General features: G+C 61.6%; 24 protein-coding genes. 9 read left to right on the plus strand and 15 right to left on the minus strand.

Features of this window, described 5'->3' with window-relative positions; translation table 11 throughout:
- Nucleotides 1-11: 11 nt before the first annotated feature.
- Nucleotides 12-989, minus strand: a complete 978-nt coding sequence (locus ACT6VE_RS10690; RefSeq protein ID WP_444798593.1) for an alpha-ketoacid dehydrogenase subunit beta — start codon at nucleotides 987-989, stop codon at nucleotides 12-14.
- A complete protein-coding gene (locus ACT6VE_RS10695) occupies nucleotides 989-1960 on the minus strand; it encodes a thiamine pyrophosphate-dependent dehydrogenase E1 component subunit alpha (RefSeq protein WP_069062754.1) in 972 nt (323 codons plus the stop codon). Before ACT6VE_RS10695 ends, ACT6VE_RS10690 begins: the two co-directional genes overlap by 1 nt.
- A 262-nt stretch (nucleotides 1961-2222) precedes the next feature.
- Here ACT6VE_RS10695 and ACT6VE_RS10700 point away from each other — a divergent pair, with 262 nt between their 5' ends.
- The 7 genes from ACT6VE_RS10700 to ACT6VE_RS10730 all read left to right on the plus strand — a co-directional run bounded on the left by ACT6VE_RS10700 (nucleotide 2223) and on the right by ACT6VE_RS10730 (nucleotide 8722).
- Nucleotides 2223-3263, plus strand: a complete 1041-nt coding sequence (locus tag ACT6VE_RS10700) for a transporter substrate-binding domain-containing protein (RefSeq protein WP_444798594.1) — start codon at nucleotides 2223-2225, stop codon at nucleotides 3261-3263.
- Nucleotides 3264-3332: 69 nt separating this feature from the next.
- The gene (locus tag ACT6VE_RS10705; RefSeq protein WP_444798595.1) at nucleotides 3333-4493 is read left to right on the plus strand and encodes an ABC transporter permease subunit; all 1161 of its coding nucleotides are present in this window, start codon (nucleotides 3333-3335) and stop codon (nucleotides 4491-4493) included.
- 10 nt (nucleotides 4494-4503) lie between these two features.
- Complete coding sequence (locus ACT6VE_RS10710) at nucleotides 4504-5616, plus strand: amino acid ABC transporter permease (RefSeq protein ID WP_444798596.1); 1113 nt, start codon at nucleotides 4504-4506, stop codon at nucleotides 5614-5616.
- A gap of 12 nt (nucleotides 5617-5628) precedes the next feature.
- Nucleotides 5629-6369: an amino acid ABC transporter ATP-binding protein gene (locus tag ACT6VE_RS10715; RefSeq protein ID WP_444798597.1), complete on the plus strand. Its 741-nt coding sequence runs from the start codon at nucleotides 5629-5631 to the stop codon at nucleotides 6367-6369.
- A 113-nt stretch (nucleotides 6370-6482) separates the two neighbouring features.
- Nucleotides 6483-7217 carry a GntR family transcriptional regulator gene (locus tag ACT6VE_RS10720; RefSeq protein WP_069062750.1) on the plus strand — a complete coding sequence of 245 codons (735 nt, stop codon included), beginning with the start codon at nucleotides 6483-6485 and terminating at the stop codon, nucleotides 7215-7217.
- 220 nt (nucleotides 7218-7437) lie between these two features.
- Entirely contained in the window at nucleotides 7438-8151 is a 714-nt protein-coding gene (locus ACT6VE_RS10725; protein WP_444798598.1) for an SDR family oxidoreductase, read from the plus strand.
- A gap of 34 nt (nucleotides 8152-8185) precedes the next feature.
- The gene (locus tag ACT6VE_RS10730; RefSeq protein ID WP_444798599.1) at nucleotides 8186-8722 is read left to right on the plus strand and encodes a hypothetical protein; all 537 of its coding nucleotides are present in this window, start codon (nucleotides 8186-8188) and stop codon (nucleotides 8720-8722) included.
- A gap of 21 nt (nucleotides 8723-8743) precedes the next feature.
- Here the strand turns inward: ACT6VE_RS10730 and ACT6VE_RS10735 are convergent, their stop codons facing one another.
- From ACT6VE_RS10735 to ACT6VE_RS10765, 7 genes are all read right to left on the minus strand, one after another.
- Entirely contained in the window at nucleotides 8744-10033 is a 1290-nt protein-coding gene (locus tag ACT6VE_RS10735; protein ID WP_444798600.1) for an NAD(P)/FAD-dependent oxidoreductase, read from the minus strand.
- Nucleotides 10026-10775, minus strand: a complete 750-nt coding sequence (locus ACT6VE_RS10740; protein WP_171902486.1) for an ABC transporter ATP-binding protein — start codon at nucleotides 10773-10775, stop codon at nucleotides 10026-10028. Before ACT6VE_RS10740 ends, ACT6VE_RS10735 begins: the two co-directional genes overlap by 8 nt.
- A complete protein-coding gene (locus ACT6VE_RS10745; protein ID WP_444798601.1) occupies nucleotides 10699-11529 on the minus strand; it encodes an ABC transporter ATP-binding protein in 831 nt (276 codons plus the stop codon). Before ACT6VE_RS10745 ends, ACT6VE_RS10740 begins: the two co-directional genes overlap by 77 nt.
- Entirely contained in the window at nucleotides 11526-12521 is a 996-nt protein-coding gene (locus tag ACT6VE_RS10750) for a branched-chain amino acid ABC transporter permease (protein ID WP_444798602.1), read from the minus strand. Before ACT6VE_RS10750 ends, ACT6VE_RS10745 begins: the two co-directional genes overlap by 4 nt.
- A complete protein-coding gene (locus tag ACT6VE_RS10755; RefSeq protein ID WP_444798603.1) occupies nucleotides 12521-13471 on the minus strand; it encodes a branched-chain amino acid ABC transporter permease in 951 nt (316 codons plus the stop codon). The genes ACT6VE_RS10750 and ACT6VE_RS10755 overlap by 1 nt, the downstream gene beginning before the upstream one ends.
- Before the next feature lie 121 nt (nucleotides 13472-13592).
- Nucleotides 13593-14702 (minus strand): branched-chain amino acid ABC transporter substrate-binding protein, encoded by a 1110-nt coding sequence (locus tag ACT6VE_RS10760; RefSeq protein WP_444798604.1) that lies wholly within the window; start codon nucleotides 14700-14702, stop codon nucleotides 13593-13595.
- Nucleotides 14703-14834: 132 nt separating this feature from the next.
- Nucleotides 14835-15605, minus strand: a complete 771-nt coding sequence (locus tag ACT6VE_RS10765; RefSeq protein WP_444798605.1) for a GntR family transcriptional regulator — start codon at nucleotides 15603-15605, stop codon at nucleotides 14835-14837.
- Between the two features lie 112 nt (nucleotides 15606-15717).
- Here ACT6VE_RS10765 and ACT6VE_RS10770 point away from each other — a divergent pair, with 112 nt between their 5' ends.
- Nucleotides 15718-16476, plus strand: coding sequence for an NAD(P)-binding domain-containing protein (locus ACT6VE_RS10770; RefSeq protein ID WP_444798606.1), 759 nt, complete (start codon nucleotides 15718-15720; stop codon nucleotides 16474-16476).
- Nucleotides 16477-16494: 18 nt separating this feature from the next.
- On the opposite strand, the gene ACT6VE_RS10775 is transcribed toward ACT6VE_RS10770, so the two are convergent.
- Nucleotides 16495-17355: a hypothetical protein gene (locus ACT6VE_RS10775; RefSeq protein WP_444798607.1), complete on the minus strand. Its 861-nt coding sequence runs from the start codon at nucleotides 17353-17355 to the stop codon at nucleotides 16495-16497.
- A gap of 113 nt (nucleotides 17356-17468) precedes the next feature.
- Complete coding sequence (locus ACT6VE_RS10780; RefSeq protein ID WP_444798608.1) at nucleotides 17469-19130, minus strand: cobalamin-dependent protein; 1662 nt, start codon at nucleotides 19128-19130, stop codon at nucleotides 17469-17471.
- 308 nt (nucleotides 19131-19438) lie between these two features.
- Here ACT6VE_RS10780 and ACT6VE_RS10785 point away from each other — a divergent pair, with 308 nt between their 5' ends.
- A complete protein-coding gene (locus tag ACT6VE_RS10785) occupies nucleotides 19439-21043 on the plus strand; it encodes an FAD-dependent oxidoreductase (protein ID WP_444798609.1) in 1605 nt (534 codons plus the stop codon).
- Nucleotides 21044-21359: 316 nt separating this feature from the next.
- Here ACT6VE_RS10785 and ACT6VE_RS10790 read toward each other — a convergent pair whose 3' ends face one another.
- The 4 genes from ACT6VE_RS10790 to lpdA all read right to left on the minus strand — a co-directional run bounded on the left by ACT6VE_RS10790 (nucleotide 21360) and on the right by lpdA (nucleotide 25320).
- Nucleotides 21360-22148: a triose-phosphate isomerase gene (locus ACT6VE_RS10790; RefSeq protein WP_444798610.1), complete on the minus strand. Its 789-nt coding sequence runs from the start codon at nucleotides 22146-22148 to the stop codon at nucleotides 21360-21362.
- Between the two features lie 58 nt (nucleotides 22149-22206).
- Entirely contained in the window at nucleotides 22207-23139 is a 933-nt protein-coding gene (locus ACT6VE_RS10795; protein ID WP_444798611.1) for a sugar phosphate isomerase/epimerase family protein, read from the minus strand.
- A gap of 72 nt (nucleotides 23140-23211) precedes the next feature.
- A complete protein-coding gene (locus ACT6VE_RS10800) occupies nucleotides 23212-23901 on the minus strand; it encodes an HAD-IA family hydrolase (protein WP_444798612.1) in 690 nt (229 codons plus the stop codon).
- Nucleotides 23902-23910: 9 nt separating this feature from the next.
- A complete protein-coding gene (gene lpdA / locus ACT6VE_RS10805) occupies nucleotides 23911-25320 on the minus strand; it encodes a dihydrolipoyl dehydrogenase (protein ID WP_444798613.1) in 1410 nt (469 codons plus the stop codon).
- Between the last annotated feature and the right edge of the window lie 48 nt (nucleotides 25321-25368).

Below are 25368 nucleotides of genomic sequence, written 5' to 3' on the forward strand. Positions count from 1 at the left end.
CTCTCCCGGCCCTAAGCGAGCGCCTTTTTTGCCGCGGCGGCGATCTTCGCTGCATTTGGCAGAACGGCCATTTCCAACGGCTCGGAATAGGGGATCGCCATGTCAGGCATCGCCACGCGCACGACCGGCGCATCCAGATCGTCGAAGCAATACTCCATGATCGTCGCAGATAGCTCGGACGCGTAACCACAGAACGTCCAGCCCTCATTCACGACGACGGCGTGGTTGGTCTTGGCGATGGACTGGCGGATGGCGTCAAGGTCGAGCGGGCGAAGCGTGCGAAGATCGATCACCTCCGCCTCGATGCCGTCCTTGGCCAGCAGCTTAGCGGCATTCTCCGCTTCGATGACCATTTTCGACGAGGCGAAAATCGAGACGTGCTTACCCTCGACGACGGTCCGCGCCTTGCCGATCGGCACCAGCACGTCATCACCGTCCGGAACCTCGCCGCGCGTGTTGTAGAGCAACTTATGCTCCAGAAAGACCACGGGCTGGCGATCGCGGATTGCCGACTTAAGGAGACCCTTCGCGTCCGCTGGTGTTGCCGGCGCCACGACCTTGATGCCGGGAATATGGCAGACCATCGCGTCCAGGCTCTTGGCATGCTGGGCGCCCGTGCCGACGCCGCCGCCGCCCTGGGTGCGAAGCACGAAGGGAATATCCACCTGGCCTTCCCAGAGATAGGTGAAGACCGAGGCCTGGTTGACCAGCGCATCAAGCGACAGCGGCAGGAAGTCGGCATACATGATTTCGAGAACGGGGCGCGTGCCGGACATTGCCGCGGTGACAGCCATGGCCGTCATCGCCTGTTCCGAGATCGGCGTGTCACGCACCCGGGCATCGCCGAATTCATCACGCAAGCCCTTGGAAACCTTGAAGACGCCGCCATAGCGGCCGATGTCCTCGCCGAACAGGAACACGCTCGGATCGCGCTGCATTTCCTCCCTGAGGGCGGCGTTCAACGCTTCTGCATAACGCATCAAGGTCATTACTTGGACTCCGAGTAGGCGGCCGAGGGGGCATGAATTTCGAAGGTGGGAAACGGGTCGGCAAGCGCGACCTCGAAGGCGCTTGCGACCTCCGCACGGGCCGCAGCCTCGATCGCCGACACTGTTTCGGCGCCCACCAGGGCTGCGAGTTTTTCAGCCGAAAGCTTGATCGGATCGCGCTCGAGCCAGGGCGCCATTTCCTCTTCGGACTGATAGCCGCCCATATCGGACGTGGAGAAGCCCTTGACCCGATAGGTTTTCGCCTCGATCAGGCTCGGCCCCTCGCCACGGCGTGCGCGCTCGGCGGCGGCGGCCACGGAACGGTAGACCGCCTCGGCATCGTTGCCATCGACGATTTCACCAGGCATCGCATAACCGGCAGCGCGAATGCTGAGATCGGCCACCGGCGACTGCACGTCCTGGCGCACGGTGAGGCCATACTGATTGTTCTCGAGAACAAAGATCACCGGCAGCTTCCAGAGCCCCGCCATGTTCATGGCCTCGTGGCAGATACCCGTCTGGGCAGCGCCATCGCCGAAGACCACCATCGCAACGCGATCCTGCTTGAGGATCTGGATGGAAAGCGCCATGCCCGTCGCAGCCGGAATGCCGGCGCCGACAATGGCGTTGCCGCCCAGCATGCCGGTCGTCACGTCGCCAAGCAGCATGTGACCACCCCTACCCTTACAGTAGCCGGTCTCGCGGCCGAAGATCTCGGCAACGATGCCGCGCGCCGTCAGTCCCTTGCCGACATAGACATGGTGTCCGCGGTGGGTGGTGCAGACATAGTCGTCGGAACGCAACGCAACGCAGGCTGCGACACCGACGGCCTCCTGGCCATCGCAACGATGGATAGGCCCGCGCGTCTTGCCTTCCTTCGCGTAGGCGCCAAGCACCTCTTCCAATTCGCGCGTCACCACCATCTTGTGGTGGATTTCCTTCAGCTCGTCCGTGGATGGCGCGTTTCTCATCGTAATCCTCGTCTTCAGATTTGTTATAACACGTATCATATTCGAAAATTGGCGCAATTCGTTTTTTGTTAGCTGTGGAAAAAAACCTGCGCATAAACCCAGATAATCCCGCTAAATTACGCATAAACAGTGGCTTATTAAATTTCCTGCGCCATGCGCTAATCCATCTGGACAAAAGCAAAAGGCGTCATATTATATAACAAATAACTTTTGATGCACGGGCCGTCCGGTCATCGCCAATCAGCACAAAAAAGGGGAATTCATGTCTATCAAGCTGACACTTGCCGCCGCGCTCGCGGGTACCGTTCTTCTTTCCATCACCCCGGCCCACGCCGAATACGGTGAAACGCTCAAGAAGGTGAAGGAGCGCGGCGCGCTTTCCTGCACCGGTCACAACGGCTCCTACATGGGCCTTGCCGAGGTTGACGACAAAGGCAACTGGAGAGGCTTCGACATCGATCTCTGCCGTGCCGTAGCAACCGCCGTCTTCGGCGCCTGGGAAAACCACCTCGACGTCAAGCCCACGAGCTGGGCGCAGCGCTGGCCGTCGCTCCAGTCCGGCGAGCTGGATCTCGTCATCAAGTCCTCCGGCTGGACGTTCAGCCGCGACACCGAAATCCGCGCGCAATTCGCGCAGCCCTACATGATGGCCGCAATTCACTACATGGTGCGCAAGGAACTGAACATCACCTCTGCCAAGGATCTGGATGGCGGTACGCTTTGCCTGCCGACCGGCACGACGATGGAGCGCTACGCCGTCGAGCATGAGGCCGAAAACGGCTACAAGCTCGAGGTTGTGCCCTTCGAAAAGACGGAAGAAGCCAATGCTGCCTTCCTCTCGGGCCGTTGCGACGCCATGATGGAATGGGATCTGCAGCTCGGCGTCCTGCGCGCCACCGAGGCAAAAAATGCGGACGACTTCGTGATCCTTCCCGACGTCCTGTCTGCCGAGCCGGTGGGCATCGTCATGCGCCAGGGTGATGACAACTGGGTCGATATCGCCAACTGGGTGCAGACGGCATTGCTTCTGGCCGAACAGTCCGGCGTGACCAGCGCGAATGTGGACGAGATGAAGGCCAATCCCCCGACGCCTGCGGTCGGCAAGCTTCTGGGTGCGACGCCCGGCATGGGCACGCCGCTCGGCCTGACGGACGACTGGGCCTACAACGTCATCAAGACCGTCGGCAACTATTCGGAAATCTGGGACCACAACATCGGCAAGGATTCGCCCTACAAGGTCGAGCGTGGCGTCAATGCGCTCCTCAAGAATGGCGGCATCCTCTACCCGCTCGTTCTCGACTGATCCTCCTCCCAGGACGGCCGCCGGCGCTCGACGCGCCGGCGGCCACGATCAGAGCGGAGAGGTGTTCCGATGCAGATATTGAGAAACAGAAAAACGCGCAACGTCATCTATCAGGTTGCCTTTCTCGTCATTCTCGTCCTCGCCATCACCGGCGCCGTACATGAGGCGACGACCAAGATGGCCGCGCAAGGCATGACGGGCGGTTTCGACTTCCTGTACAAGTCGACCGGCTTCAGGATCGGCTTTTCGCTGATCCCGTTCGATCCGTTCAGCTCCTATGCGCGCATGATCTGGGTCGGCATCGTCAACACGATCTTCCTTGGCCTGCTCAGCATCGTCCTCGCCAACATCGTCGGCCTGGTCATCGCGATTTTCCGGATTTCATCGAACGGTGTCCTCAATGACATCGGAACGCTGTACATCGAAGCCTTCCGCAACGTACCGCTCATTCTCCAGGCCCTGTTCTGGTATGCCGCGCTCACGCATTTTCCGCCGCCCAAGCAGGCGTATGCGCTGTTCGATTCCATCTTTCTCTCTGCCCGTGGCGTGTTCATCCCGAGCCTGAACGTGGAAGGCAAATGGTTTGCGGCCGTAGCCCTGGTGCTGTTTGCCGGCCTTGCCGTTCTTGCCTGGTTCTCGATGACCCGCCGCTTCCGGCGCACTCGAAGCCGGGGTAAGGTTCAAGGCGTTATTGCCGGGACCACGCTCGCAGCCATGGCGGCCATCCTCGTCTATGCGCGCGAGCCGGGCTCCGCGCTCATTTCGGTCCCCTCGCTGCAAGGCCTCAATTTCCGCGGCGGCATCACCGTCCCGCCGGAAATGGCGGCTCTTGCCATCGCCACCGCCATCTATGGCGGCGCCTATATCGCCGAGGTCATCCGCGCCGGTTTCATCTCGGTCGGCAAGGGGCAGGTCGAGGCAGCACGTGCACTCGGCCTTTCGCCTTGGCACGTCTTTTCGCGCGTGCACCTTCCGCTCGCCATCCGCGCCGTTCTCCCCACGCTGATCAACCAATATGTCTGGCTGTTCAAGGCGACGACGCTCGGCATCGTCGTCGGTTTTGCGGACTTCTTCTCGGTCATTTCCGTTTCCATCAACCAGAGCGGCCAGACGCTGGAGCTGATCGCAATCCTGATGGCCGGCTTCCTCATCATGAACAACACGCTCTCCTTCGTGCTCAATCGCGTCAACAAGGCGATTGCCCTCAAGGGCACGCAGCTGAGAACCTGAAGAGAGCCCCATGGCAACCGTTTCCGCGACAACCACCCCTTCTCCGCTGAGCGCCTCCGGCTTTCGCCCCACAGGCTTGCTGGAAAAAATCCGCCGGCGTTATTTTCGAACACCCTTCAACGCCCTTATTTCGGTGTCGGGGATCATCGTCCTCGCCTATTTCGCCTTCCTGGCCGCCGATTGGGCCATTCTGAATGCCGTTTGGACGTCGCCTGACGGCACCTCGACCGTCTGTCGCGGCATTGAAGGCGCCTGCTGGGCGGTGATCCATCAGCGCTGGCGCATCATCATCTTCGGCCTGTTTACCTACGACGAACAATGGCGCTCGATGCTCGCCTGCATTGCCGTGGTGGTCACGATCGTCTTGTCCTGCGTGCCATGGTTCTGGAAACCGCTGAGGCTGGCAAGCCTCTGGTGCACCGGCTTTCTGGTCTTCTACATCCTCATGCGTGGGGGCATTTTCGGAATGCCGGTCGTCATGCCGGCGGACTGGGGTGGCCTGACGCTGACCGTCTTCCTGTATGCGGCCGGCGTCCTCATCGGCATGCCGATGGCGATCGCGCTGGCGCTCTTGCGGCGCTCGGAACTGCCCGTCGTTTCGAGGACCACGGGCGCATTTATCGACGGCGTGCGCTCCCTGCCCCTCATCACCATCCTCTTTACCGCGGCACTGATCCTCCCCTTCGTGTTGCCCGGCTGGCTGCAGGGTGACAAGATCTGGCGTGTCATCATCGGCTTTGCGCTTTTCTTCGCCGCGTATCAGGCCGAGATCATCCGCAGCGGCATTCAATCCGTTCCTGTCGGGCAGGAAGAGGCCGCGAAAGCGCTCGGGCTTGGCTATTGGCAGCGCACCGGCCGCATCATCCTGCCGCAGGCCTTCCGCAATGCCCTGCCGCCGACGATCAACCAGCTCGTGATCACCTTCAAGGAGACCTCGCTGATCGTGATCATCGGCTTCTTCGATATTCTTGCCTCCGGCCATGCGGCCTACGGCACGGGCGAATGGTCCTTCGCCTACTTCGAGGTCTATATTTTCGTCGGTCTCGTCTACTTCCTGTTCGTTTTCAGCCTCTCCCGCTATGGCGCCTATCTCGAACGGCGCATGCGTATCGGCCAGCATTGAAAGAGATTCGTGATGAGCGCAGCCGCAGTCCACATTTCCGGCATGAACAAGTTCTACGGCCGTTTCCAGGTCCTGCGGGATATCAACCTGGAGGTCCGCACGGGCGAGCGGATCGTCATCTGCGGCCCGTCGGGCTCGGGCAAGTCTACCCTGATCCGCTGCATCAATCGGCTAGAAGAACATCAGGATGGCCTGATCAACGTTCTCGGCACCGAGCTGAATGACGATATCGCCAAGATCGATCATATCCGCCGGGACGTCGGCATGGTGTTCCAGCATTTCAATCTGTTTCCGCACCTGACCGTGCTGGAGAACTGCACGCTCGCCCCTACCCTCGCCCGCAAGGTACCGATCGAGGAAGCCGAGGCGACTGCCATGACGTATCTGGAGCGCGTTCGCATTCCCGAGCAGGCTGAGAAATTCCCCGGCCAGCTCTCCGGCGGCCAGCAGCAGCGCGTCGCCATTGCACGCGCGCTGTGCATGAAGCCGAAGATCCTCCTCTTTGACGAACCCACCTCCGCCCTCGATCCGGAAATGATCAAGGAGGTGCTGGACGTCATGGTGGAGTTGGCGAACGACGGCATGACGATGGTATGCGTGACCCATGAAATGGGGTTTGCCCGCCAGGTCGCTGACCGTGTCATCTTCATGGACAAGGGCGAGATCGTTGAGGAAGGCCCTCCGGCGGACCTGTTCGACAATCCGAAGAGTGAGCGAACCCGCACATTCCTGAGCCAGGTCCTCAGTCACTGAGGCGGGGAGAGAGTTGTGCGGCTTGTCGCGCTCTTGTATGCAATGACAAGTAACAGAAATGCGATGAGCGGGACTGCCGCGTGGTCGGCAGGTTCACACAGTTTGGCGGCAGAATGAGCAAGAAGAAGCCTTTGGACGTTTCGCTGGCCGGCGTGGATCTGGCGCCGATCGGTCGTAGCGAGACCCTCGGTCAGCAAGTTCGCACCCAGCTTGGAAGCGCCATCATGGCTGGCCGTTTCAAGCCCGGTCAGAAATTGACGATCCGTGCGGTCGCAACCGCGCTCGACGTAAGCCTGACGCCCGCCCGGGAAGCACTTTACAACCTCGCCGCCGAGGGCATTCTCGAAATGCGGCCGAACGGCTCCGTCTATGTGCCGACGCTCACGACGGAGCGAATCGTCGAGCTGACAAAGATCCGCACGGCGCTCGAGGCCTTGGCCGCGCGCGAGGCGGCCATGCGTATCACCGACGAGGGCATCGCCAACATCACGCGCATCAACGAGATGATGGTGGAGGCGAACGAGCGGAAAGACTATGCCCAGGTCATGGAATTGAACTGGGAATTCCACTTCGCGATCTACCGTGCCAGTGGCATGAGCGAGCTGGTGCGAATGATCGAGAAGCGCTGGATGATGAACAGTTCCTATCTGAACGTCATCTATCCCAGCTTCGGCCAAATGGACCAGGGCATAAACAATCACCACACGATGGTCCGCGCCCTTCATTCGCGCGATCCAGAGCGTCTTGCGAGCGCCGTCGTCATCGACATCAATTTCGCAGCAGACACGCTGCTGGATATGATCACGGCGCAGCAGGGAGCAGAGCGCCGCCAAAAGGCTGGCCGATAAGACCGAAAAACAGGATGCCCAAGCCTCGGGGCGGCGCGGTACGTCCTGCACGCGCCGTATTGTGGGCGCTGTTTCGCTTTTTGCCATTTTCAGTCGCGAACCCGCGACACGCCTTTTCATCATAAGTCGACGATTTCCTGCATCTTTTCCTTGACGCGCAAGAGAGCGTCACGCAAAATGTTACAACAAATAACATGATGCCCTCTGGTGGAGAAAACGGATGGCTGGAACAGCAATCGTGACGGGCGCAACAGGCGGCATCGGCCAGGCCGTGACGCGACAGCTAACGGAAAAGGGCTTTCAGGTTCTTGCCCTTGGGACGCGCCGGGATGCCCTTGAACAACTCTCCGACGCATGTGGCTGCACGGGTATTGCGGTCGACATCTCCGATGCCGAGGCGGTCGACGCCGCACTGGTGGGCGTGAAGGCGGACGTTCTGATCCACGGCGCCGGCCTTCTCGGACCGAACCTGCCGATCCATCGGACACCGGCAGAGACGATCGCGCAACTGATCGCCGTCAATGTCACCGGCATGTTCAACATCTTGCGCGCCGTCGTTCCCGGGATGGTCGAGCGCCAGCGTGGCTCGGTCGTGCTGCTGGGCTCGATTTGCGGCAATGTAGCGGGCGCGGGACCCGGCGCCTACAGCGCCACCAAGGCCGCCATGCAGTCGGTTGCGGCAAATCTGCGCTTCGATCTTCAGGACACGCCTATCCGGGTCGGCGAAATCCGCCTTGGCCGTGTGCGAACCGGCATTCACGGCCAGCTCGAGATGGATACTGATTTTTACGATGGCTACGAATGCATCCTCCCGGACGACGTCGCCCAGACGATCCTCCACATGCTCGCCACCCCGCCGGCGACCGATATTTCCACCGTCGAGATGATGCCGACCCGACAGGTTGTCGGCGGAACGCGTTTCTCGAAGGGCTGATCCCCACACTCGAAATCCAACAAAAGGCATTCCCATGTGCAACGGCACTGTCCACCACGGCTCGATCGACTACAAGACCATTGCGCTTGAAGAGTGCTTGCCACTTGCCAACCGCCTTCAAAGCGAGGGAAAGGCGTGGCATTCGCACGTTCTGTCGCCCGGCTGCCGTTTCAACCCTTTCGAGGGCCGCTATGCTGCCGTCGTGGAAGACGATTCAACGCAGACGGCCTACATCGCCCCCTCGGACGGCTTTCCGGAGGTGGACAAGCAACTTGTGAAGATGCTGCATGGCGACGACATCCTGGATGCAGGCCACCCGGCAAGTGCCGAAGGCGCATTGCTAGACGGGTCGCCGCTGCTGCGCCGTCTCGTCGACATCGATGATGCGGGCAAGTCCTGGCACCATCACATGAATTTCCCGGATTGCGCGCTCAACCCGCATCGTGGCCGCTGGGCGATCACGATTGAAAGTGGCGATGACCAGTTTTCCGAAAGCTACGACGAAGAACCGCGCGATATCCTGCGCGCGATCGAGGTTCGCTACTTCCGCAATCTCGACGGTAAGCGGTAACGCCCCGGCGACGCTTCAAGGTCAGGCACGCCTGTCCTTGAAGCGGTTCCACGGATGAATGCGGTTGGCGACCTGCACGGCGAGGGGATGGAAGGCAATCGGCTTCATGGCCGTCACTGGCAGCGGCATGTCCGCATCGGTCCGGCGGCCGGCAGCCCAACGGCCGATATCCTGCCCCAGAGCCATGGAAAGCGCCACGCCCCGCCCGGAATAGAGGCCGCCGAAGACCAGGCCCGGTGCCAGCCGATAGAGGTGCGGCTTCAGATCCGGCACCACCGCAAAGGTACCATGCCAATATTCGGTAATGCGCGGTTCGCCGCCAAGGGCCTTGAAGGTGTTGGCGAGCATCTTCGCCACCTTGGCCCGCCCGCGGGCCGCCTCGTCATGCCAGAATGTATGCGTCGCACCACTGACAAGACGTCCGTCGCGGTCATAGTGGAAGTAGCGAAGGTCGTTGCGCATGTCGGAGACGGCTGGATTGCCGACGAGAATCTGTTCCCTCAGGTCCTCGGCGAGCGGCTCAGTTGCCGCTTGAAAGACCTTCATCGGAATGAGCGTGTGCTTCAAGCCCGGCCATAGGTCATCCGTCAATGCATTTGTGGCCAGCACAACCGCGCGCGCGGTCACACTGCCGCTGCCGGCATAAACTTTCCAGCCTGCCGCCACCCTCTCCAGACGGAGCGCCCGGGTGTTTTCGAAGAGCTTCACGCCCTCGCGCTCGACCGCACCAGCAAGCCCGACCGTCATCGCGAAGGGATTGATGTGCCCGGAATTGCGCACCATCCAGCCACCAAGATACGGGCTGCCCACCCTCTCCGTCACCTCGTCCCGGTCGAGCCAGGAGACGTGTGCGCCGAAGGCTCGCCATTCGTCATGGAACCGACGCGCACGAGCGAGTGTCGCCTTCGTGTGCGCCGGCTGGATCCAGCCCTCCTGGACTTGATGGGCATCGATGCCGAAGCGCTGCATCAGCCCGAAGGCGACATCGGCTGCGCCTGCGACAAGAGCGTTGAACCGCGCGCCATGCACCTTCCCAAAACTCGCTTCGAGCTCTGAGGGCGAGGCCTTGGAATGATGCGAAATGACGAGGCCGTTGTTGCGGCCCGACGCAGCTGACCCAATCTCGTTGCCCTCGAGAAGGACGACATTCGCCCCGCTGTCGCGCGCACCCAGCGCCGCGGCGAGACCGGTAAAACCACCGCCGACCACAAGCACGTCAGTCTCGAGATCATCGGTGAGGGCGGGAGATGCATTTCGGGTCGCTGTCGTCTTCCGCCATAGATGCGGGCTCTTCCAGTCGACATCAAACACGGACGGTGTCCTCGTTGGCCCCGCCGAGATAGAGTTCGCCCAGCGCTGAGTGCTCCGCCATTTCCTGTGCGGGTCCATGGAGCTTCACCTGCCCCATGTTGAACAGATAGCCATAGTCGCCGCATTCCAGCGCAAGCTGGACATTCTGCTCCACGAGCAGGATTGACATGCCGGTTTTCGACAGGTCGAGGATGATGCGGAAGATCTGGTGGACGATCTTCGGAGCAAGGCCGAGAGAGGGTTCGTCCAGCATGAGAAGCGTCGGTTCCGCCATCAGCGCACGACCGATCGCCAGCATCTGCTGCTGGCCGCCGGACATGCGGCTCGCCATGCCGTTGCGGCGCTCCTTGAGAACGGGAAAGAGATCAAACACCTCTGTCCGCAACGCCTCGAAACTCTTGCCGGCACGGCCGATATGGGCGGCGACGAGGTTTTCCTCGACCGTCAGGCGCTGGAAGATCTGCCGACCCTCCGGGCAGTGGGTAAGCCCCATGCGCACCACCTGCTCCGGTCGCGCGCCGGTGATATCGCGGCCCTCGAAGTGAATGGTGCCGGCCGTGGGACGAGCCACACCCGAGATGGAGTTGAGCAGCGTCGTCTTGCCCGCACCATTGGGTCCGAGGATAACGACGATCTCACGCGGGTCGACCTCGAGATCGACGCTTTCAAGAACGCCGACGCGCCCGTATCCCGAGCTGAGCCCGGCGATCTTGAGCAGCGGCTCTGATGTCATCGATGTCATTATCAGTCCCCAGATAGGCAAGTTGAACGTCGCTGCTCGCCTGAACTTCGGCGGGCGTTCCCTGGAAGAGGAGTTTGCCGTGATGCATCACGACAATCCTGTCGCAAAGCGTCATCACCAGATCCATGTCATGCTCAACGACGAGCATGATCCGATCAGGCGAGCGCAATTCGGCGAGCTTGGCCGTCAGATCGGCCGTTTCATGGTGGTTGAGACCCGCGGCAGGCTCGTCGAGCAGAAGAACGCGCGGGTTCATGGCGAGGGCGCGGGCGATTTCCAACATGCGTTGGCGGCCATAGGGAAGGCTGCCGGCTTCCATGTCGGCATACCCCTGGAGATCGAAGAAGCGCAGGATTTCCATACAGGATTCGCGACGTGATCCCGCGCGAGCGCGCCCATAGGGCGGCCAGAGAACCTCTTTCCACGTGTCGCGCACCTGCGCCGGATAGGAACAGACTTCCAGATTCTCCAGCACGGTCATCTGATCGAACAGGCGGATGTTCTGGTAGGTGCGCGCGATGCCGGAATTGGCGATCTGGTATTTCTTCATCCCGTCCAGACGCCGCCCGTCGAGGGAGATGGAGCCGGCAGAGATCGTGTAGGAGCCGGCAGTCATATTGATAAGCGTCGATTTGCCGGCACCGTTCGGGCCGATGACGCCGTGAATGAGGCCGGGCGCGAATTCGGTCGATACGTCGTTGATGGCGACGTTGGCCCCGTACTGCTTTCGCAGGTTGCTGAAGACGAGTGTCATTTTCCGAAAAGCCCCCGAATGAGTTTTTCCGGGCCGAAGCTGCGCGGCACGATGCCGGCCGGGCGCACAATGATGAGAACGACCATCAGGATGCCCAGGAAGAGGATGCGCCACTCGGCAAACTCCCTGAGCATTTCCGGCAACAGGATAAGAATGGCCGCACCCGCGACGATGCCCAGAATGTTGCCGATCCCGCCGATGACGATCATCAGGACGATGAGTACGGATTCCTGCAGCGTAAAACTTTCCGGGCTGACGAAACGCTGCGAGGCGGCAAAGATCGTCCCGGCAACGGCACCGATGGTGGCGGACGTTGCGAAGGCGGCCAGCTTGGCATTGGTCGTGTTGATGCCGATGCCGCGCGCAGCATCCTGGTCCTCGCGGATCGCCGCCCAGGCTTTGCCGAGGATGGAGCGCTCGAGCCGCCAGACCAGGATCCCGGTCAGGACGACGGTGACCAGCAGCAGCCAGTAGATTTCCACAGGCTTTGCGATCTCCACGCCGAGAATGGACGCCTTGTCGAGACGCGCAATACCCTTCGGGCCGCCGGTCAGCCAATCGACATTGTTGATGACGATGCGGATGATCTCACCAAAACCGAGGGTCACGATGGCAAGATAATCACCTCTCAGCTTCAGCACCGGGATACCGAGCAGAATGCCGGTGATCATGCCCATGAAGGCCGCGATGCCGACGATCAGGAGGAAAGGCAGATGCAGATCGAGCTGCGGGCTGGCGAGCAGCGCATAGGTGTAGGCTCCCACAGCATAGAACGCCACGAAACCAAGATCGAGAAGGCCGGTGTAGCCGATGACGATGTTGAGGCCGATCCCGAGCAGGATGTAGATCAGCAGACTGTTGACGACACGGATGTGGTAGTTCGACAAAACCGGGATCGCAACGACCAGGGCTGCAATGGCGGCGAGCACGAGAAACGCGACGAGACGCCCTGCCTTTGGCTTGGCCGGGGGAGAGGTATCTACGACAGACATCAGAACTCCCTCTTGTAGACCATGCTTTCCTCGGACACCGGCTCGCCAAGAATACCGGCGGGTCTCACGAGCAGCACGAGGATGAGGATGACGAATGAGAGCACGTCACGATACTCCGTGCCGAGCATGCCGTTGGTGAGGATCGGTAGCAGCGCCGTGCCTCCCACTTCGACGAAAGCCAGAATGTAGGCGCCCAGCATGGCGCCGGGAATGGAGCCTATCCCGCCGAGGATCGCTGCCGTGAAGGCCTTGAGGCCGATGACGGCCCCCATGGTCGGCGACATGATGCCGTAGTAGCTGGCATAGAGAATGCCCCCGGCGGCGCCGAGCAACGGGCCGGAGAAGAAGACTGCCGAAATTGCCAGATTGACGTTGATGCCGAGAAGCTGCGCCGTGGGGCGGCTTTCCGAAACGGCGCGCACGATGATGCCCATGCGGCTGCGGTTGACCAACATGTAGAGCGCGAACATCAGAACGAAGGCCGCAACGAGAATGCCGATCTGCACAGACGTCACGGAGCCACCGAAAAAATCGTAGCGCGTGGCCGGGAAGAAACTGGGGAAGGCGACGGGCTGCGGTCCTGCCAAAATCTGGAGGCCGGTGACCAGCGTGAGCGATACGCCGAGCGAGGACAGCATTGGCGCCAGGCGGGTGGAATTGCGCAGCGGCTTGTAGGCCAGCCGCTCGATGCCGACGCCAAAGAAACCAACAGCGACGACGGCGCCGAAGAAGGCAAGGGTGAAGGCGAATGCACCGGCCGCGCCGATCTCACCGACAAACAGGCTGAGTGCAAGAAATGCGGCGTAAGCGCCGAGCATGAACATCTCGCCGTGGGCGAAATTGATCATGCGCAGGACGCCGTAGACCATCGTATAGCCCAACGCGATCAGAGCGTAGATCGAGCCGATCGTCAGGGCGTTGACAGTCTGTTGAATAAGGGTTCCCAGCATGGAGGTCCGCCCGGAAGGTCCGCGGCCGAACGACGGCGGACATCAAGAATGAAATGCGCGGCAGCAGAAAGGAGCTACCGCGCGGCGGACGGACGGGCCGGCCGAGGCCGGCCCTGCCCGCTTACCTGGATCCGATCAGAACGAAATTCTTGCCTTCCACCTTATAGAGGTAGGACGGCGCGACCTTCAACTCGCCAACATCGTCGAACTCCAGTTCGCCAACAGCGGTCTTGACCTTTACGGCGTGCAACGCCTCATTCATCTCTTCGCGGGAGAGCCCCTTGGTCGTCTTCAGCACGGCCTCGACGATCTGCCCCTGGACATAACCATAGATCGAGTAGGGTCCGGCTTCCTCACCGAACTTCTCCTTGTAGAGCTTGGCGAACTCGGCAATCGCCGGCGAGCCATCCATCGGGGGAACCTGGATCGCGACCAGTGTACCCTGCACGTTCGCTTCGCCCGCCTGAGCGATGAAGTCCGGCGTATAGCCGCCGTCCGGGACCATGAGGGCCGCCGTCACGCCCTGCTCATGCATCTGCTTGGCAAAGAGGGCGATCTGCGGCATGACCGCTCCGACATAGATGACATCCGGCGACTTGGCCTTGATCTGGGCGAGAACCGAAGAGAAGTCCACGTCCGTCGGCGCAATGGCAAGCGTGTCGAGCAACTGCCCACCGCCCGCCGTGAAATTCTTGCCGAAGATTTCGGAAATGCCCTGGCCAAACACCTGCTTGTCATTGACGACGACTGCCGTCTTCGCCCCGAGTTTCTGCAGCGCGTATTCAGCCGGCAGCAGCGCGCCAGCGAGGTCGTTGGCCACGGGGCGCACCATGTATTTGTAGCCCTGCTGCGTCAAATCCGGGTTCGAGCCGAAGGACATGGTCGGCAAGGTGCAATCTTCGAAGATCGGCAGCGTCGACTGCGCTACACCGGAATTGAAGTTCACGAGGCCGATCACGACACTGTCGTCGTCGCAGAATTTCTGGGCAACCAGCGTGCCCTCGCGCGGGTCAGCTTTGTCGTCCTGCTGGTTGTAGGCAACGGTAACGCCATTGACGCCGCCGGCCGCATTCAGCTTGTCCCAATAGAGCTTGAAGCCGTTGTGCCAGGTGTTGCCGAAGTAGGCCTGCGGCCCGGACAGCGGCCCGGCAATGCCGATCGAAATTTCTTCTGCGAGGCTAGGCGTGGCGAGAAGCGAAACGCCGAGGCAAAGTGAAGCGACAAATTTCATAACAGTTCCCCTGTAAATGACACGATCCGGTTTTTGGCAGGCCGTTCCGGTCTCTTGCCACTGCCTGCATGGAAGCAGACATTCACAGTCGCGTCAAGAAAGTGTCGACACTATTGCGTTCAATTTATGCATTTAGCCTTCTTTGATGGAACGACGGCGCGGCCGCGCTGCCGAATCGGCCGATGTATAGACCTTGAGCAGCGCACTCTTCAGTGCCTCCTGTGTTGCAGAAACGGTCATTTCGATGTGATCACGCAGCAGCGCCGTACCGCGCTCTGCATCACGCCGGATGGCGGCAGCGACAATATCCGAATGAGAAACGATCTGTTTTCTGTCGTGCGTGTGCTCGATCTGGATGCGCCGGATGAAGCGGATGCGCGCATTGATCGCAGCAAGCTGATTGGCAAGCTCGGGATTGCCTGAAAGTTCCGCGATCAGCAGGTGAAACGTTTCGTCCTTCACCAGGATCTCGTCAGGCGGACTTTGTTCGTAACCGTCGACAACGCTGGCCCAATAGGCCGTGAGTCGGGCGATCTGCGCATCCTCGGCCCGCTCGCACATCAGCCGGAACGCGGCACATTCTATGATCGAGCGCAACTCGTACAGGTCGAGCAAGCCCTCCGTCGAAAGGCTGCGCACGAAAAAACCGCGGTTGGGCGTGAGGGAGACGAACCCCTCCGAGGCAAGCCGGTTCAATGCCTCGCGAATGGGCGTACGCGACACACCAAGGCTGCGCGACAACTGAACCTCGTTCAGGCGCTCATCCGGCTTCAACTTGAACTCTATCAGCAGCTTCCGGATCGTGTTGTAAGCGCGTTCGCTGCTGTCTGCCGAACGGCGGCTCTCCTGTTCGGCTTCAACGGGTACGTACTCCAGCGCATCCGTCTCTATTCTTTCGGTCATGGCGCCTCCGGCGTCTTGCTGCGTCGATTCAAAGTGTCTACAGTTTTGCGCAATATCTTGTTCCTAATTTCGCATCGATGGCAAGCCGCCGTCATTAATTTGGAGGCGAATGATGATTGTCGGCATTATCGGCGTAGGTCACCTTGCAGCCGCCGTCCTGTCTGGTCTCCTACGCGCGGGCGTCGACCCTGCGTCCATGCTGTTGTCTCCCCGCGGTCAAGCCCGCCAGCTGGCGCAGCGCTGGAACATCCCCCTCGCCCGCGACAACGAGGATCTCGTTTCACGCGCCGACATTGTGCTGCTTTCCGTGCGCCCTGTCGATGCGCCTGGCGCCGTTGCCGGTTTGCCGTGGCGTGCGGACCAAACGTTGCTTTCGTTTTGCGCCGGCGTGCCGCTCTCCAGCCTCGACGTCGGCCTTGCACACGCCGTGCGCGCGATGCCACTGACTGCGGCGGCGATCAACGCTAGCCCGACGGCCTGCTTTCCTGCCAATCTCGCGGCCTTCGATGTTCTTGAGAAGCTCGGCCCGATCATTACCCTTCGTGACGAACGAGAATTCGAAGTGGCATCCGTGAGCGCGGCAATCTATGGCTGGGCACAGGATTTGATCCGGCAATCTGCCGGATGGGCGACGTGCCAAGGCGGCGATGCCGACGCCATGCGCCGGCTGGCCGCCCTGACCTTTGTCGCCGCGGGGCGCCTGATCGCGGAAACCGATCGGCCGATGGATGTGCTGATCGGGGAATTGGTGACGCCAGGCGGCATCACGGAACTTGGCCTCGATGTTCTGGCCAGGGAGAGGCAGCCGCAGGCATGGCAAGCCGCCTGCGACGCCGTTCTTCATAGGCTATCGGAGCAAGCGTCCACTTAGGACGCGAGCGAACCGCGCTCAGTCCAGCGCGGCCCGAAATGCCTCATTGAGATCGTTCCACGGAATGAGAAGGTCCAGCCACGCGCCGATGCGCCCCGCGACAAGAATGGCCTCGTCAACAAGCGCTGCGACGGGCACGGCTTGTTCCGCCGCGTCACGCAGGCTGAAAAGGAGCGCCGGCGTTTCGTCCATGTGACAGAAATCTCGCAGCCGTGTCGCGGTTTTATCAAGCGCAATAGCCATGGTCTGCCGCAGGACAGCCTCGTCATACTGGCCTTGGCCGGCGCGGATCCACCAGAGCAGCTCATGCAGCACACGCGCCTCCGCCTCGGCCGCGAAAATCGGACCGGCAGGATGCATGATCGCACGCGAGGCTGTCAGGCGGGCAATGTCCGCGGGCATCGCCTGCCAGAGTACCTTCCGACGCGCGATCAAATCTGCAGGCAAGACAGATGATGTGTCGCCAGCCGCTACCGGCTCCGTGCCCTCTGCCAGCGCCAGAGTTCCCTCGATAATACGATGTCCCTGCTCGCGCTTGAGGGTTGTGGCCAGCTCGGCAATGCCCTCCACCGCGGCGTCCAGATGACCAAGGACGGTGATCTGCGCGTTCTCCGCCTGCAACGGCGCAAAGGTGATCTCGAGGAACTGGCGAACCGGCCAATAGATGAAGGCGCCCGCTTGCGCGTCGAGGACATGGGTTGCCCCTTCCACATCTTCGACGAAGGGCGCATGCCAATAAATGTGGCTCCCGGCAATCTTTGGCGTATGCAGCTGGAGACGCAAGGGCAGGCTGGCCAGCAGCGCACTGCGCGTGCGCAGGGCATCGCCGGTAAGGCGGATTGGCCAGCTACGGCCTTCGGCGGTGAAAACAAGTTGCATCCCTAATCCTTCATTTTCGAAGCGTGAGGCGCGGCAGCATGCTCACACGTAATAATCCAATACATTTCTGTCGACACTTTTGTGCCTAGCCAATCGCCACCGACAAATCCCGTCTAGTTTTCAGCCGAACAGGCTTCGAGTGCGACCAGCATCCCATCCAGATCCGAGCAAGGGATGCAGCCGATCGCTGCAATGTCGCTCGAAACATCGACAGGAAGGCCGGAGTTGGAATCTTTCGGCACCTCGTTCAGCCTCCCGCCGATGAGGACCGGAAGGTCAAGGCCGCGCTGCTGCATGGCGGCCTTGACCGCGCGCGAATAGGAAAGTGCCACGCCGTTGTAAGTGCTGACGGCGATCACGTCGGCACCGGTTTCCGCCGCTTTCGCAACGAGCGTTTCCGGGTCGACAGCGACGCCGGCATCGATGGTTTCGATGCCCAACCCTTCGAAAGCCTTCTCCACGAGATATTTGCCATGTTCGTGCACATCAGTCGTGCCGATACAGACGGAAAGCGGCTTTGACGGAGCGAACGAACGGTGCGACGCGACCCAGTCTTCCGCCTTGTGATTGAGTTCACGTGCCCATTCCGCATGGATCAACGGCGTTCGTCCTCGCCCCTCCAGCGCGCCCGGGCCAAACAGAGCCTCCATGCGCTTCGGCCCCATGCGGCGGATTGCCAGCATCAGTGCGGCCGGGTCGTTCACGGCCACGCCGCGCTCGGCGAGACCGTCCAGAACCGCGGTGGCGAAGCGTTTCCCGCCGTCCACCAGGACGTCGGCCATGGCCTCCACCTGCACCCAGTCGAAAACCGGGTCGTAGAACGGTGCCTGCAACGTGAGGCGATGGGCAAAGGTCTGCGCATCGATGATCTCATCGATGTCGGGAATGCGCTGGTTCTCCGTCACCGGAACCGGATTGATCGCGTGGCCCGCCGGCCAGCGTCCGAGCGCCAGAATATCGGCAAGAAGATAGCTTGCGAGACTGGCATAGTTGCCAGCCGGCGTTGACTGGTAGGCGACCGTGTTGCCAAAGATCATCGTGCCGGGCGTATCGTTGACCCGCACCAGCGCGGCATGGAAGGCGGTGCGCGACAGCGGATCGCTGAAGTGGTGCCCGTAACAATGGCCAAGCCGAGCACCGATAAGCCCTTCGACGATGTGCTTTTCAATGATCACCATGCCGAGCGCGCAGGCCATGTCCACGAACAGGCCAGCGAAGCCGTCGTCGAGATTGGAATGAACGAGGATTTCCGCATCCTGCGCTGCGATAAGGCCAAGCGCCGTGACGGTTGCTTCCGTGGTCGCCACGTCATCGTCCCAGTAGGGCAGCCGGAACGTGAAATATTGCCCCAGATTGCCGATGGCCGTGGCGCCGGCCACGATTGCGGCTCTGGTGTTTTCGAGCGCACCGGGAAGCCCCAGCATGAAATCGCCAAAGTGCGCCGCTGCGGGTGCGGCTTCGATGATACGCGCAAAATCCTCTGGGCCGGTTAGGACAATGCCGGTTCCGCGGGATGCCTGGGCACGCCAAGCCTCAGGATAGCCCATCGACCAATCCAGCGTTATGCCGAAACGATCGACCGTGATACCCGCATCGGCGCATGCACCATGGACCGCGCGGATGCCCTCGATCGTGCGGTTGACATCGCGAAAGCCGATATGGGCATGTTGCATGATGCGTTTGTTGGCGGCCGCCTGCCGCTTCCATTCCGCCTCGGATGCCACGCCCGCCTCACGCATGAAGCGGCTTGTTCCAAGCCGCCAGTCCCGGGCCATCGACCGCCCTTGGCTGAGCAGGTCGGCGCCCGCTGTGAGGCGAGGATCATGAAGACCGGATATGTCATCTCTTGTCATAGGCTGCCCGACATTCGAGAAAGATGTTTGGTGCGCAGATATGGGGCCGGACGCACCACACCATTGCCGGACAGTGAGCCCGTTACGACAGCGCGGCTTGACCTGCAGTGCCCTGGAAGGATCCTCCCGACCTGATTGCAGGTCAGATTAGCGCGCAAAAAGTGTCGACACAAGAGTAGACAGATAAAGATTATTCTTCTTATAGTGTGACTTCGGCATCGGAGAAGACAATGAACGAGTTCGACGTTGTGGTGATTGGATCGGGCTCAGCCGCGTGCGCCGCGGCCTTGCGGTCTGCGAAGGGTGGCCTGAAAGTCCTCGTCCTCGAGAAGTCGGCTCAGCTCGGCGGGACGTCCGCCATGTCCGGCGCGGGCATCTGGATTCCGGCGAACCATGTGGCAGCGGCCGCGGGCGTTGCAGACAGCCGGCAGGACGCGCTCGCCTATCTCCATGCCGTGCAGCCACCCGAGCTCAAGCAGCGCGATAGCAGACGCTGGGCCGCCTTCGTTGAAGCGGCCCCCGACATGCTGCAATTTCTCGCGGAGAACACGCCCCTGGAGTTCCAGCTCGTTGCCGAGCCGGACCCCTTCACGGAAGCGCCAGGCGGCAAGGTCTTTGGCCGTATGGTCACGCCTCGGGCGTTGAGCCGTCGTCTTCTCGGCCGTTTTACCAATCGGCTCCGCCGATCAACCCTCCCCCACAGCTTCACATATAAGGAGGCAGTCGACCTCGACATCTACCATCATCCGATAAAGGCGGGTTTCAAGGTCTGGCATAAACTCCTCCGCAGATGGCTGACCAATTCTGGAGGACAGGGAACCGCGCTGATGGTCGGGCTCATAAAGGGCTGCCTTGATGCGGGCGTCGAGTTTCGCCTGGAGGCGCGGGCGGTTCAACTCGTCCGCGACGCAGAGGGCCGGATCAACGGTGTGGACGTCGAACAAACCGGCCAGACGCAGCGCATCGAAGCCGCACGCGGTGTCGTCATAGCCAGCGGCGGGTTCGAGTGGAATCCGGAGATGGTCGCGCGCCATTTTCCAGGTCCGATCGATCGCATTGGCAGCCCGAGCAGCAACGAGGGTGACGGTCAGCAGCTGGCCGCACTGGCCGGCGCTGCGTTGTCGTGCATGGATCAGGCAAACATCTATCCTTGCCTTCCCACGCGCTATGAACGACGCCCGAGTGGCCTTCCGATGACATTCCAGGCCGAACCGCACTCCATCATGGTGAACCGTCACGGCAAGCGCTTCGTGAGCGAAAGCGACTTCAACATCGGCGAGGCGCTTGATGCGCGTGACGAGAACGGAGCGCCTGTCAACCTGCCTTGTTTCCTCGTCGGCGACCACCGCTTCCTGGGCGCGGCCCTCCCCTTCCGCTGGTACGCCTCGTACGATCCGGGCTGGGTCAAAAAGGCAGAAACGGTGCAGGAACTCGCACAGAAACTGGGACTTCCGGCGGAAGCGCTTGAGGAAACGATCACGCGTTGGAACGCCCATTGCAAGACAGGCCGCGATACGGACTTCCAGCGTGGCGAGAACAGTTGGGAAGCCTACAAGGCGCATGGCGAGGCAACGCGCCTCAAGCCAATCGACAAGCCGCCCTATATCGGCATGACGCTCAACCGATCAATCCTTGGCACAAAAGGCGGTGCGACGACCAACGAGCGAGGCCAGGTGCTCCGGGAAGACGGCTCGATCATTGCCGGCCTCTATGCCGCCGGCCTCGCAATGGCCAACCCGTTTGGCACACGCGCCATCGGAGCCGGCACGACGCTCGGCCCGAACATGACCTGGGGTTACATCGCTGCCGAGACAATTCTCCAACAAAACCGGTGAGCCTGCGGCACTGCTCGGAATCTCTGGCGCTGGTAAGCGGATGGGTCGTGATAAATACCTTCCCACTTCGCTAGACCGTCATAGCGCGCATTGCCGTTGAAACAATCGGTGCGCCGGCAACGGCCGCCGCTCCTGGCTTCAACGTCGTGCGCAACGTTGCATTCCTTCGAGGGCAAATCGCAAGGTACCGATCCAGCATGATCCGGCTCGACAGGCTCAGGGGCAGGCGGTGCACCTACACTTGACACTGCCACCGCGCTCATACTTTGCTCTCAAGCATATTCATCGCCGCTATAGTCAATTTCTGATTATGACTTTAACGAGCCCTCGCACTACTTTGGCAGCAATTGCGGGCGGTTTGCTCGAGGATATCGAGATAGCCTTCCACGGTCCAAGCTGATCGTCCAATGAACAGGCCGTCGATGAAGGGCTGACTGACAAGTTCGGCGCAGTTGCCGGAATTGACGCTCCCGCCATACAGGATCGGAACGGAACGTCCGAGGACCACGCGCGCGACCTCGGCAATTTTCTCGTGGCGGGCGTTGGCATAGTCCATGGTGGCCGGAATCCCGTTGATGCCGATGGCCCATACAGGTTCATACGCTATGAGGATCGGGGCCGTCTTCTCGTCATCGGAAAGAAGCGCCAGTGCCTTTTCGACCTGACGCCTGAGCACCGCATCCGCCTTTCCGGCTTCGCGTTCGGCAAGCGTTTCGCCAATGCAGATGAGCGGGATCAGCCCGTGACGCACCGCGGCAGCCGTCTTCTTGCCAACCGCTTCGTCCGTCTCGTTGAAGAATTCACGACGTTCGCTATGGCCGATTTCCACGAGATCAAGATTGCAGTCCTTGAGCATGGCGGGAGAAATCTCGCCTGTCCAGGCACCGCCGTCGTCCCAATGCATGGTCTGGGCGCCGACCTTGACGCTCGTGCCTTCAAGCCGGCTCTTCACCTCGCGAACCGCCGTGAAGGCGGGAATGATGAAGCGCTGCACATTGGGATGCCGACTGGCGTCCGCCGCCTTCAGACCGTCGGCGAAGGCAAGCGCCTCCGCAAGCGTCTTGTTCATCTTCCAGCTTGTGCCAACCCAGATCGTTTTCGTCATCCCTGCTCTCTCCCTTGAGGCACCATTACGTCGAACCTCTGTTGCCGTGATGACCGCGCTAGCCGCGGGCGCCGTTCATGCCGGTATCGATGTGCGGCTCCCAATAGGCGACCGACTCGCGGATCATCTCGACCACGCGGCCGTCGGTCGGCTCGCGCTCGCGGAACGACAGCTCCATGCAGATCTCGTTGTCCGTCCCGCCGGCCTCGCGAACGGTGCGGATGAGCTTCTCGGGCTGAATGCGTCCGTCCTTGTTGTGTTCTGCGGTAAAGGGCCAGTGGCCGCCCTTGTTCATGGAGGACTGCTTGACGTGGATGATGGGCGATTCCTGCGGGAAGGCCGCGGCCCAGGCATAGGGGTCCGTGTCGTCTGGATTGGCGGAGGTCACGTCACCATGGTCGATATCGACGATCATGCGGAAGGGAATGGCGAGACCGGCACCCGCCAGCCTCCGGTCCAAGGTCCGGCAAGCAGCGATCGTATGGCCGAACTCGCGACCAACCGACATCGGTTCCCAGAAGAGATACTTGAGGCCTGCTGCCTTGCCCTGTTCTGCGACGTCGCGCCAGCACTCGATCGCCGTCTCGATCAGTTCCTGCCGCCGGACCGGGTCGTTGTAGTCCTTCTGCGCGAAGACGGCGAACTGCGAGCCCATGCCATCGGCGCCGAGTTCACCGGCAATGTCGGCAAGCGTGCGGAACCAGTCGAGATAATAGGCGCGAACGTCCGGGTCGGAATGACCGAAATGGTTGAGCCGGCCGTAGGTGCTTGTCATCACCGAGGTGACGCGCACGCCGGTACGGTCGAGAGCGCGGCGAAAGGCTCGAACCCGCCGGGTAATGACGGAGGCCGGCCAGGATGGATTGACGAATTCCGGCGTAAGCTGCACGTAGCCGATGCGGATCTTCTCCGCGATCGTATCAACGAGATCGTCCACGTCGGCGAAGCGATTGACCAGCGGGTTGGTGTTGAGCGACAGCCTCAGCGCCATTTCGTTTCCTTCCAGGCTTCTTGAATGGGCTGCCCGCCGGGTGGCCGGCAGCCGGGTGTTTCATGTCACCGGTTACCGCGCGGCCAGAACCGATGCGATGGCGTCGGGCAAGTCGGCAAACGCGTCGATCAGCCGGTCGGCGCCGAGGCCGTCGAGCGGCGTCCTGGTGTAACCGTAGGTCAGCGCGATGACCGGAACTCCGGCCGCCTTGCCCGTTGCAATGTCCACCTCGGAATCACCCACGAAAATGATCGGCTCCCTGCCGCCGGCAGCCTTCGCCGTCTCCGTCAGGTGACGCGGATCGGGCTTGCCTACCTTGAACGTATCGGGGCCGGCGACGACGGCGAAGAAGTGCCCGAGATCGAGATCCCCGACGATGGCACGGGCGAACCGCTCCATCTTGTTGGTGCAGACCGCCATTTGCCACCCGTCCGCCGCAAGCTCTTGCAGTACGCGCGCGACATCGCGATAGGGGCGCGTCTCCAGTGAGACGCGGGCACCGTAGATTTCGGTAAAGCGCCGCACCGCATCCGCCCCGGCGCCATCTTCCCATTCGACGCCGCGTTCAGCGAGCGCCCCGCGCACGAGATTGGGTATGCCGTGACCAATCAGCCGCCGGGTGGTATCGACGCCGATCGGCGCAAGTCCCTTTTCCGACATCAGCGTATCAAGCGCGCCTGCCAGATCCGGCACGCTGTCAACCAGCGTTCCGTCCAGATCGAAGACGATCGTACCTCTGCTCACCGTGGTTTTTCCGTCCATTTCCACCTCCTATGCATGAATCGCGCACGCGTCGGCGGCGAGCGTAGCCTCATACAGCGCCTCCGACAGGGTGGGATGCGGAAAGATCATGTGGACAAGGTGTTGGCGCGTAGCGCCCAACGAAAGCGCAAGGGAAAAGACCGGCACGAGTTCGCTGACCGAAGGGCCTATCATGTGGGCGCCGAGCAGCCGGCCGCTTTCCTTTTCGAAAAGCACTTTCACCATGCCGTCCGTCTCTCCGAGGGTAACGGCCTTGCCGTTGCCGCGGAAACTGAACCGGCCGATATCGATTGCCTGCCCCTCCTTTTCCGCCGCCTCTTGCGTAAGCCCGATCGACGCGACCTGCGGACTGGCGAAGATGCAGGAGGGAACTGGCGCCATCACAGCGCGCGGCGCCTGTCCGGCAATGGCCTCGACGCAGCGGATGCCTTCATGTTCGGCCTTGTGGGCGAGCATCGGAGGGCCGGCCACATCGCCGATCGCGTAGATCCCCGGAACATTGGTCCGGCCGAATTCACCCGCCGCAATCGCACCGTTGCGCAGGGCCACGCCGAGTTTTTCCAGCCCGAGCCCGTCGACATTGGCAACGACACCGGCCGCCGAAAGCAGTTTTTCGGCAGTCAGCGCAAGGCATTCTCCACCGTCGTTCAGGCGGATCGCCACCCCCCCCGGCACAATCGAGACATCGGAAATCTCTGCGCCGGTGATCACCTCGACGCCGCGCTTGCGCAGGGCCTTGCCCATGTGGTCGGCGATCTCGCCATCCTCCTGCGGCAGGAGGCGCGGAAGGCGCTCGATGAGCGTCACCCTGCTGCCGAGCGTGTTGTAGAGGCTCGCGAACTCGACGCCGATCGCGCCGCCGCCGATGATGGCAATCGAGGCCGGGACAGCCGACGCCGTCATGGCATGGCGATAGGACCAGATATGGTTGCCGTCGGGTATGATGCCCGGCAAGCGGCGTTCGGACGCACCAGTCGCGATCACGATGTGCGAGGCTTGGTATTCACCGGGCGGCAAGGTGCCCTTCGGCGCATCGCCCGGCGTGGCCCCCGCGCGGATGAGGCCGGGCTCGAGAATTTCCGCCGCACCCCAGATGACGTCCACCTTGTTCTTGCGCAAGAGAAACTGCACGCCGGCATTGAGCTGCCCGGCCACGGTGCGGGACCGGGCGACCGCGGCCGCGATATTAATCGACGGCGACCGCGTTTCCACACCGAAGGTGGAGGCGTGGCGTGCCTGCTCGAAAAGCTCGGCGGAATGGAGCAGCGATTTGGTCGGAATGCAGCCCCAGTTCAGGCAGATGCCGCCCAGATGGCTCCGCTCGACGATGGCCGTGCGCAGACCGAGCTGGCCGGCGCGGATAGCCGCGACATAGCCGCCCGGCCCTGCGCCGATTACGATGACATCATAGGCCGACATGCGGTTTGCCTTTCATGGAGAGGTCCGGCGGACACGGCCACGCGCCGG

It is taken from the genome of Shinella sp., from assembly GCF_052438155.1.
Classification (GTDB): Bacteria; Pseudomonadota; Alphaproteobacteria; order Rhizobiales; family Rhizobiaceae; genus Shinella.

What these genes read in the sequence shown, in the direction of transcription:
- ACT6VE_RS10690 (WP_444798593.1), bottom strand. Translation starts at nt 989, where the DNA reads ATGACCTTGATGCGTTATGCAGAAGCGTTGAACGCCGCCCTCAGGGAG.
- ACT6VE_RS10695 (WP_069062754.1), bottom strand. Translation starts at nt 1,960, where the DNA reads ATGAGAAACGCGCCATCCACGGACGAGCTGAAGGAAATCCACCACAAG.
- ACT6VE_RS10700 (WP_444798594.1), top strand. Translation starts at nt 2,223, where the DNA reads ATGTCTATCAAGCTGACACTTGCCGCCGCGCTCGCGGGTACCGTTCTT.
- ACT6VE_RS10705 (WP_444798595.1), top strand. Translation starts at nt 3,333, where the DNA reads ATGCAGATATTGAGAAACAGAAAAACGCGCAACGTCATCTATCAGGTT.
- ACT6VE_RS10710 (WP_444798596.1), top strand. Translation starts at nt 4,504, where the DNA reads ATGGCAACCGTTTCCGCGACAACCACCCCTTCTCCGCTGAGCGCCTCC.
- ACT6VE_RS10715 (WP_444798597.1), top strand. Translation starts at nt 5,629, where the DNA reads ATGAGCGCAGCCGCAGTCCACATTTCCGGCATGAACAAGTTCTACGGC.
- ACT6VE_RS10720 (WP_069062750.1), top strand. Translation starts at nt 6,483, where the DNA reads ATGAGCAAGAAGAAGCCTTTGGACGTTTCGCTGGCCGGCGTGGATCTG.
- ACT6VE_RS10725 (WP_444798598.1), top strand. Translation starts at nt 7,438, where the DNA reads ATGGCTGGAACAGCAATCGTGACGGGCGCAACAGGCGGCATCGGCCAG.
- ACT6VE_RS10730 (WP_444798599.1), top strand. Translation starts at nt 8,186, where the DNA reads ATGTGCAACGGCACTGTCCACCACGGCTCGATCGACTACAAGACCATT.
- ACT6VE_RS10740 (WP_171902486.1), bottom strand. Translation starts at nt 10,775, where the DNA reads ATGACATCGATGACATCAGAGCCGCTGCTCAAGATCGCCGGGCTCAGC.
- ACT6VE_RS10745 (WP_444798601.1), bottom strand. Translation starts at nt 11,529, where the DNA reads ATGACACTCGTCTTCAGCAACCTGCGAAAGCAGTACGGGGCCAACGTC.
- ACT6VE_RS10750 (WP_444798602.1), bottom strand. Translation starts at nt 12,521, where the DNA reads ATGTCTGTCGTAGATACCTCTCCCCCGGCCAAGCCAAAGGCAGGGCGT.
- ACT6VE_RS10755 (WP_444798603.1), bottom strand. Translation starts at nt 13,471, where the DNA reads ATGCTGGGAACCCTTATTCAACAGACTGTCAACGCCCTGACGATCGGC.
- ACT6VE_RS10760 (WP_444798604.1), bottom strand. Translation starts at nt 14,702, where the DNA reads ATGAAATTTGTCGCTTCACTTTGCCTCGGCGTTTCGCTTCTCGCCACG.
- ACT6VE_RS10765 (WP_444798605.1), bottom strand. Translation starts at nt 15,605, where the DNA reads ATGACCGAAAGAATAGAGACGGATGCGCTGGAGTACGTACCCGTTGAA.
- ACT6VE_RS10770 (WP_444798606.1), top strand. Translation starts at nt 15,718, where the DNA reads ATGATTGTCGGCATTATCGGCGTAGGTCACCTTGCAGCCGCCGTCCTG.
- ACT6VE_RS10775 (WP_444798607.1), bottom strand. Translation starts at nt 17,355, where the DNA reads ATGCAACTTGTTTTCACCGCCGAAGGCCGTAGCTGGCCAATCCGCCTT.
- ACT6VE_RS10780 (WP_444798608.1), bottom strand. Translation starts at nt 19,130, where the DNA reads ATGGCCCGGGACTGGCGGCTTGGAACAAGCCGCTTCATGCGTGAGGCG.
- ACT6VE_RS10785 (WP_444798609.1), top strand. Translation starts at nt 19,439, where the DNA reads ATGAACGAGTTCGACGTTGTGGTGATTGGATCGGGCTCAGCCGCGTGC.
- ACT6VE_RS10790 (WP_444798610.1), bottom strand. Translation starts at nt 22,148, where the DNA reads ATGACGAAAACGATCTGGGTTGGCACAAGCTGGAAGATGAACAAGACG.
- ACT6VE_RS10795 (WP_444798611.1), bottom strand. Translation starts at nt 23,139, where the DNA reads ATGGCGCTGAGGCTGTCGCTCAACACCAACCCGCTGGTCAATCGCTTC.
- ACT6VE_RS10800 (WP_444798612.1), bottom strand. Translation starts at nt 23,901, where the DNA reads ATGGACGGAAAAACCACGGTGAGCAGAGGTACGATCGTCTTCGATCTG.
- lpdA (WP_444798613.1), bottom strand. Translation starts at nt 25,320, where the DNA reads ATGTCGGCCTATGATGTCATCGTAATCGGCGCAGGGCCGGGCGGCTAT.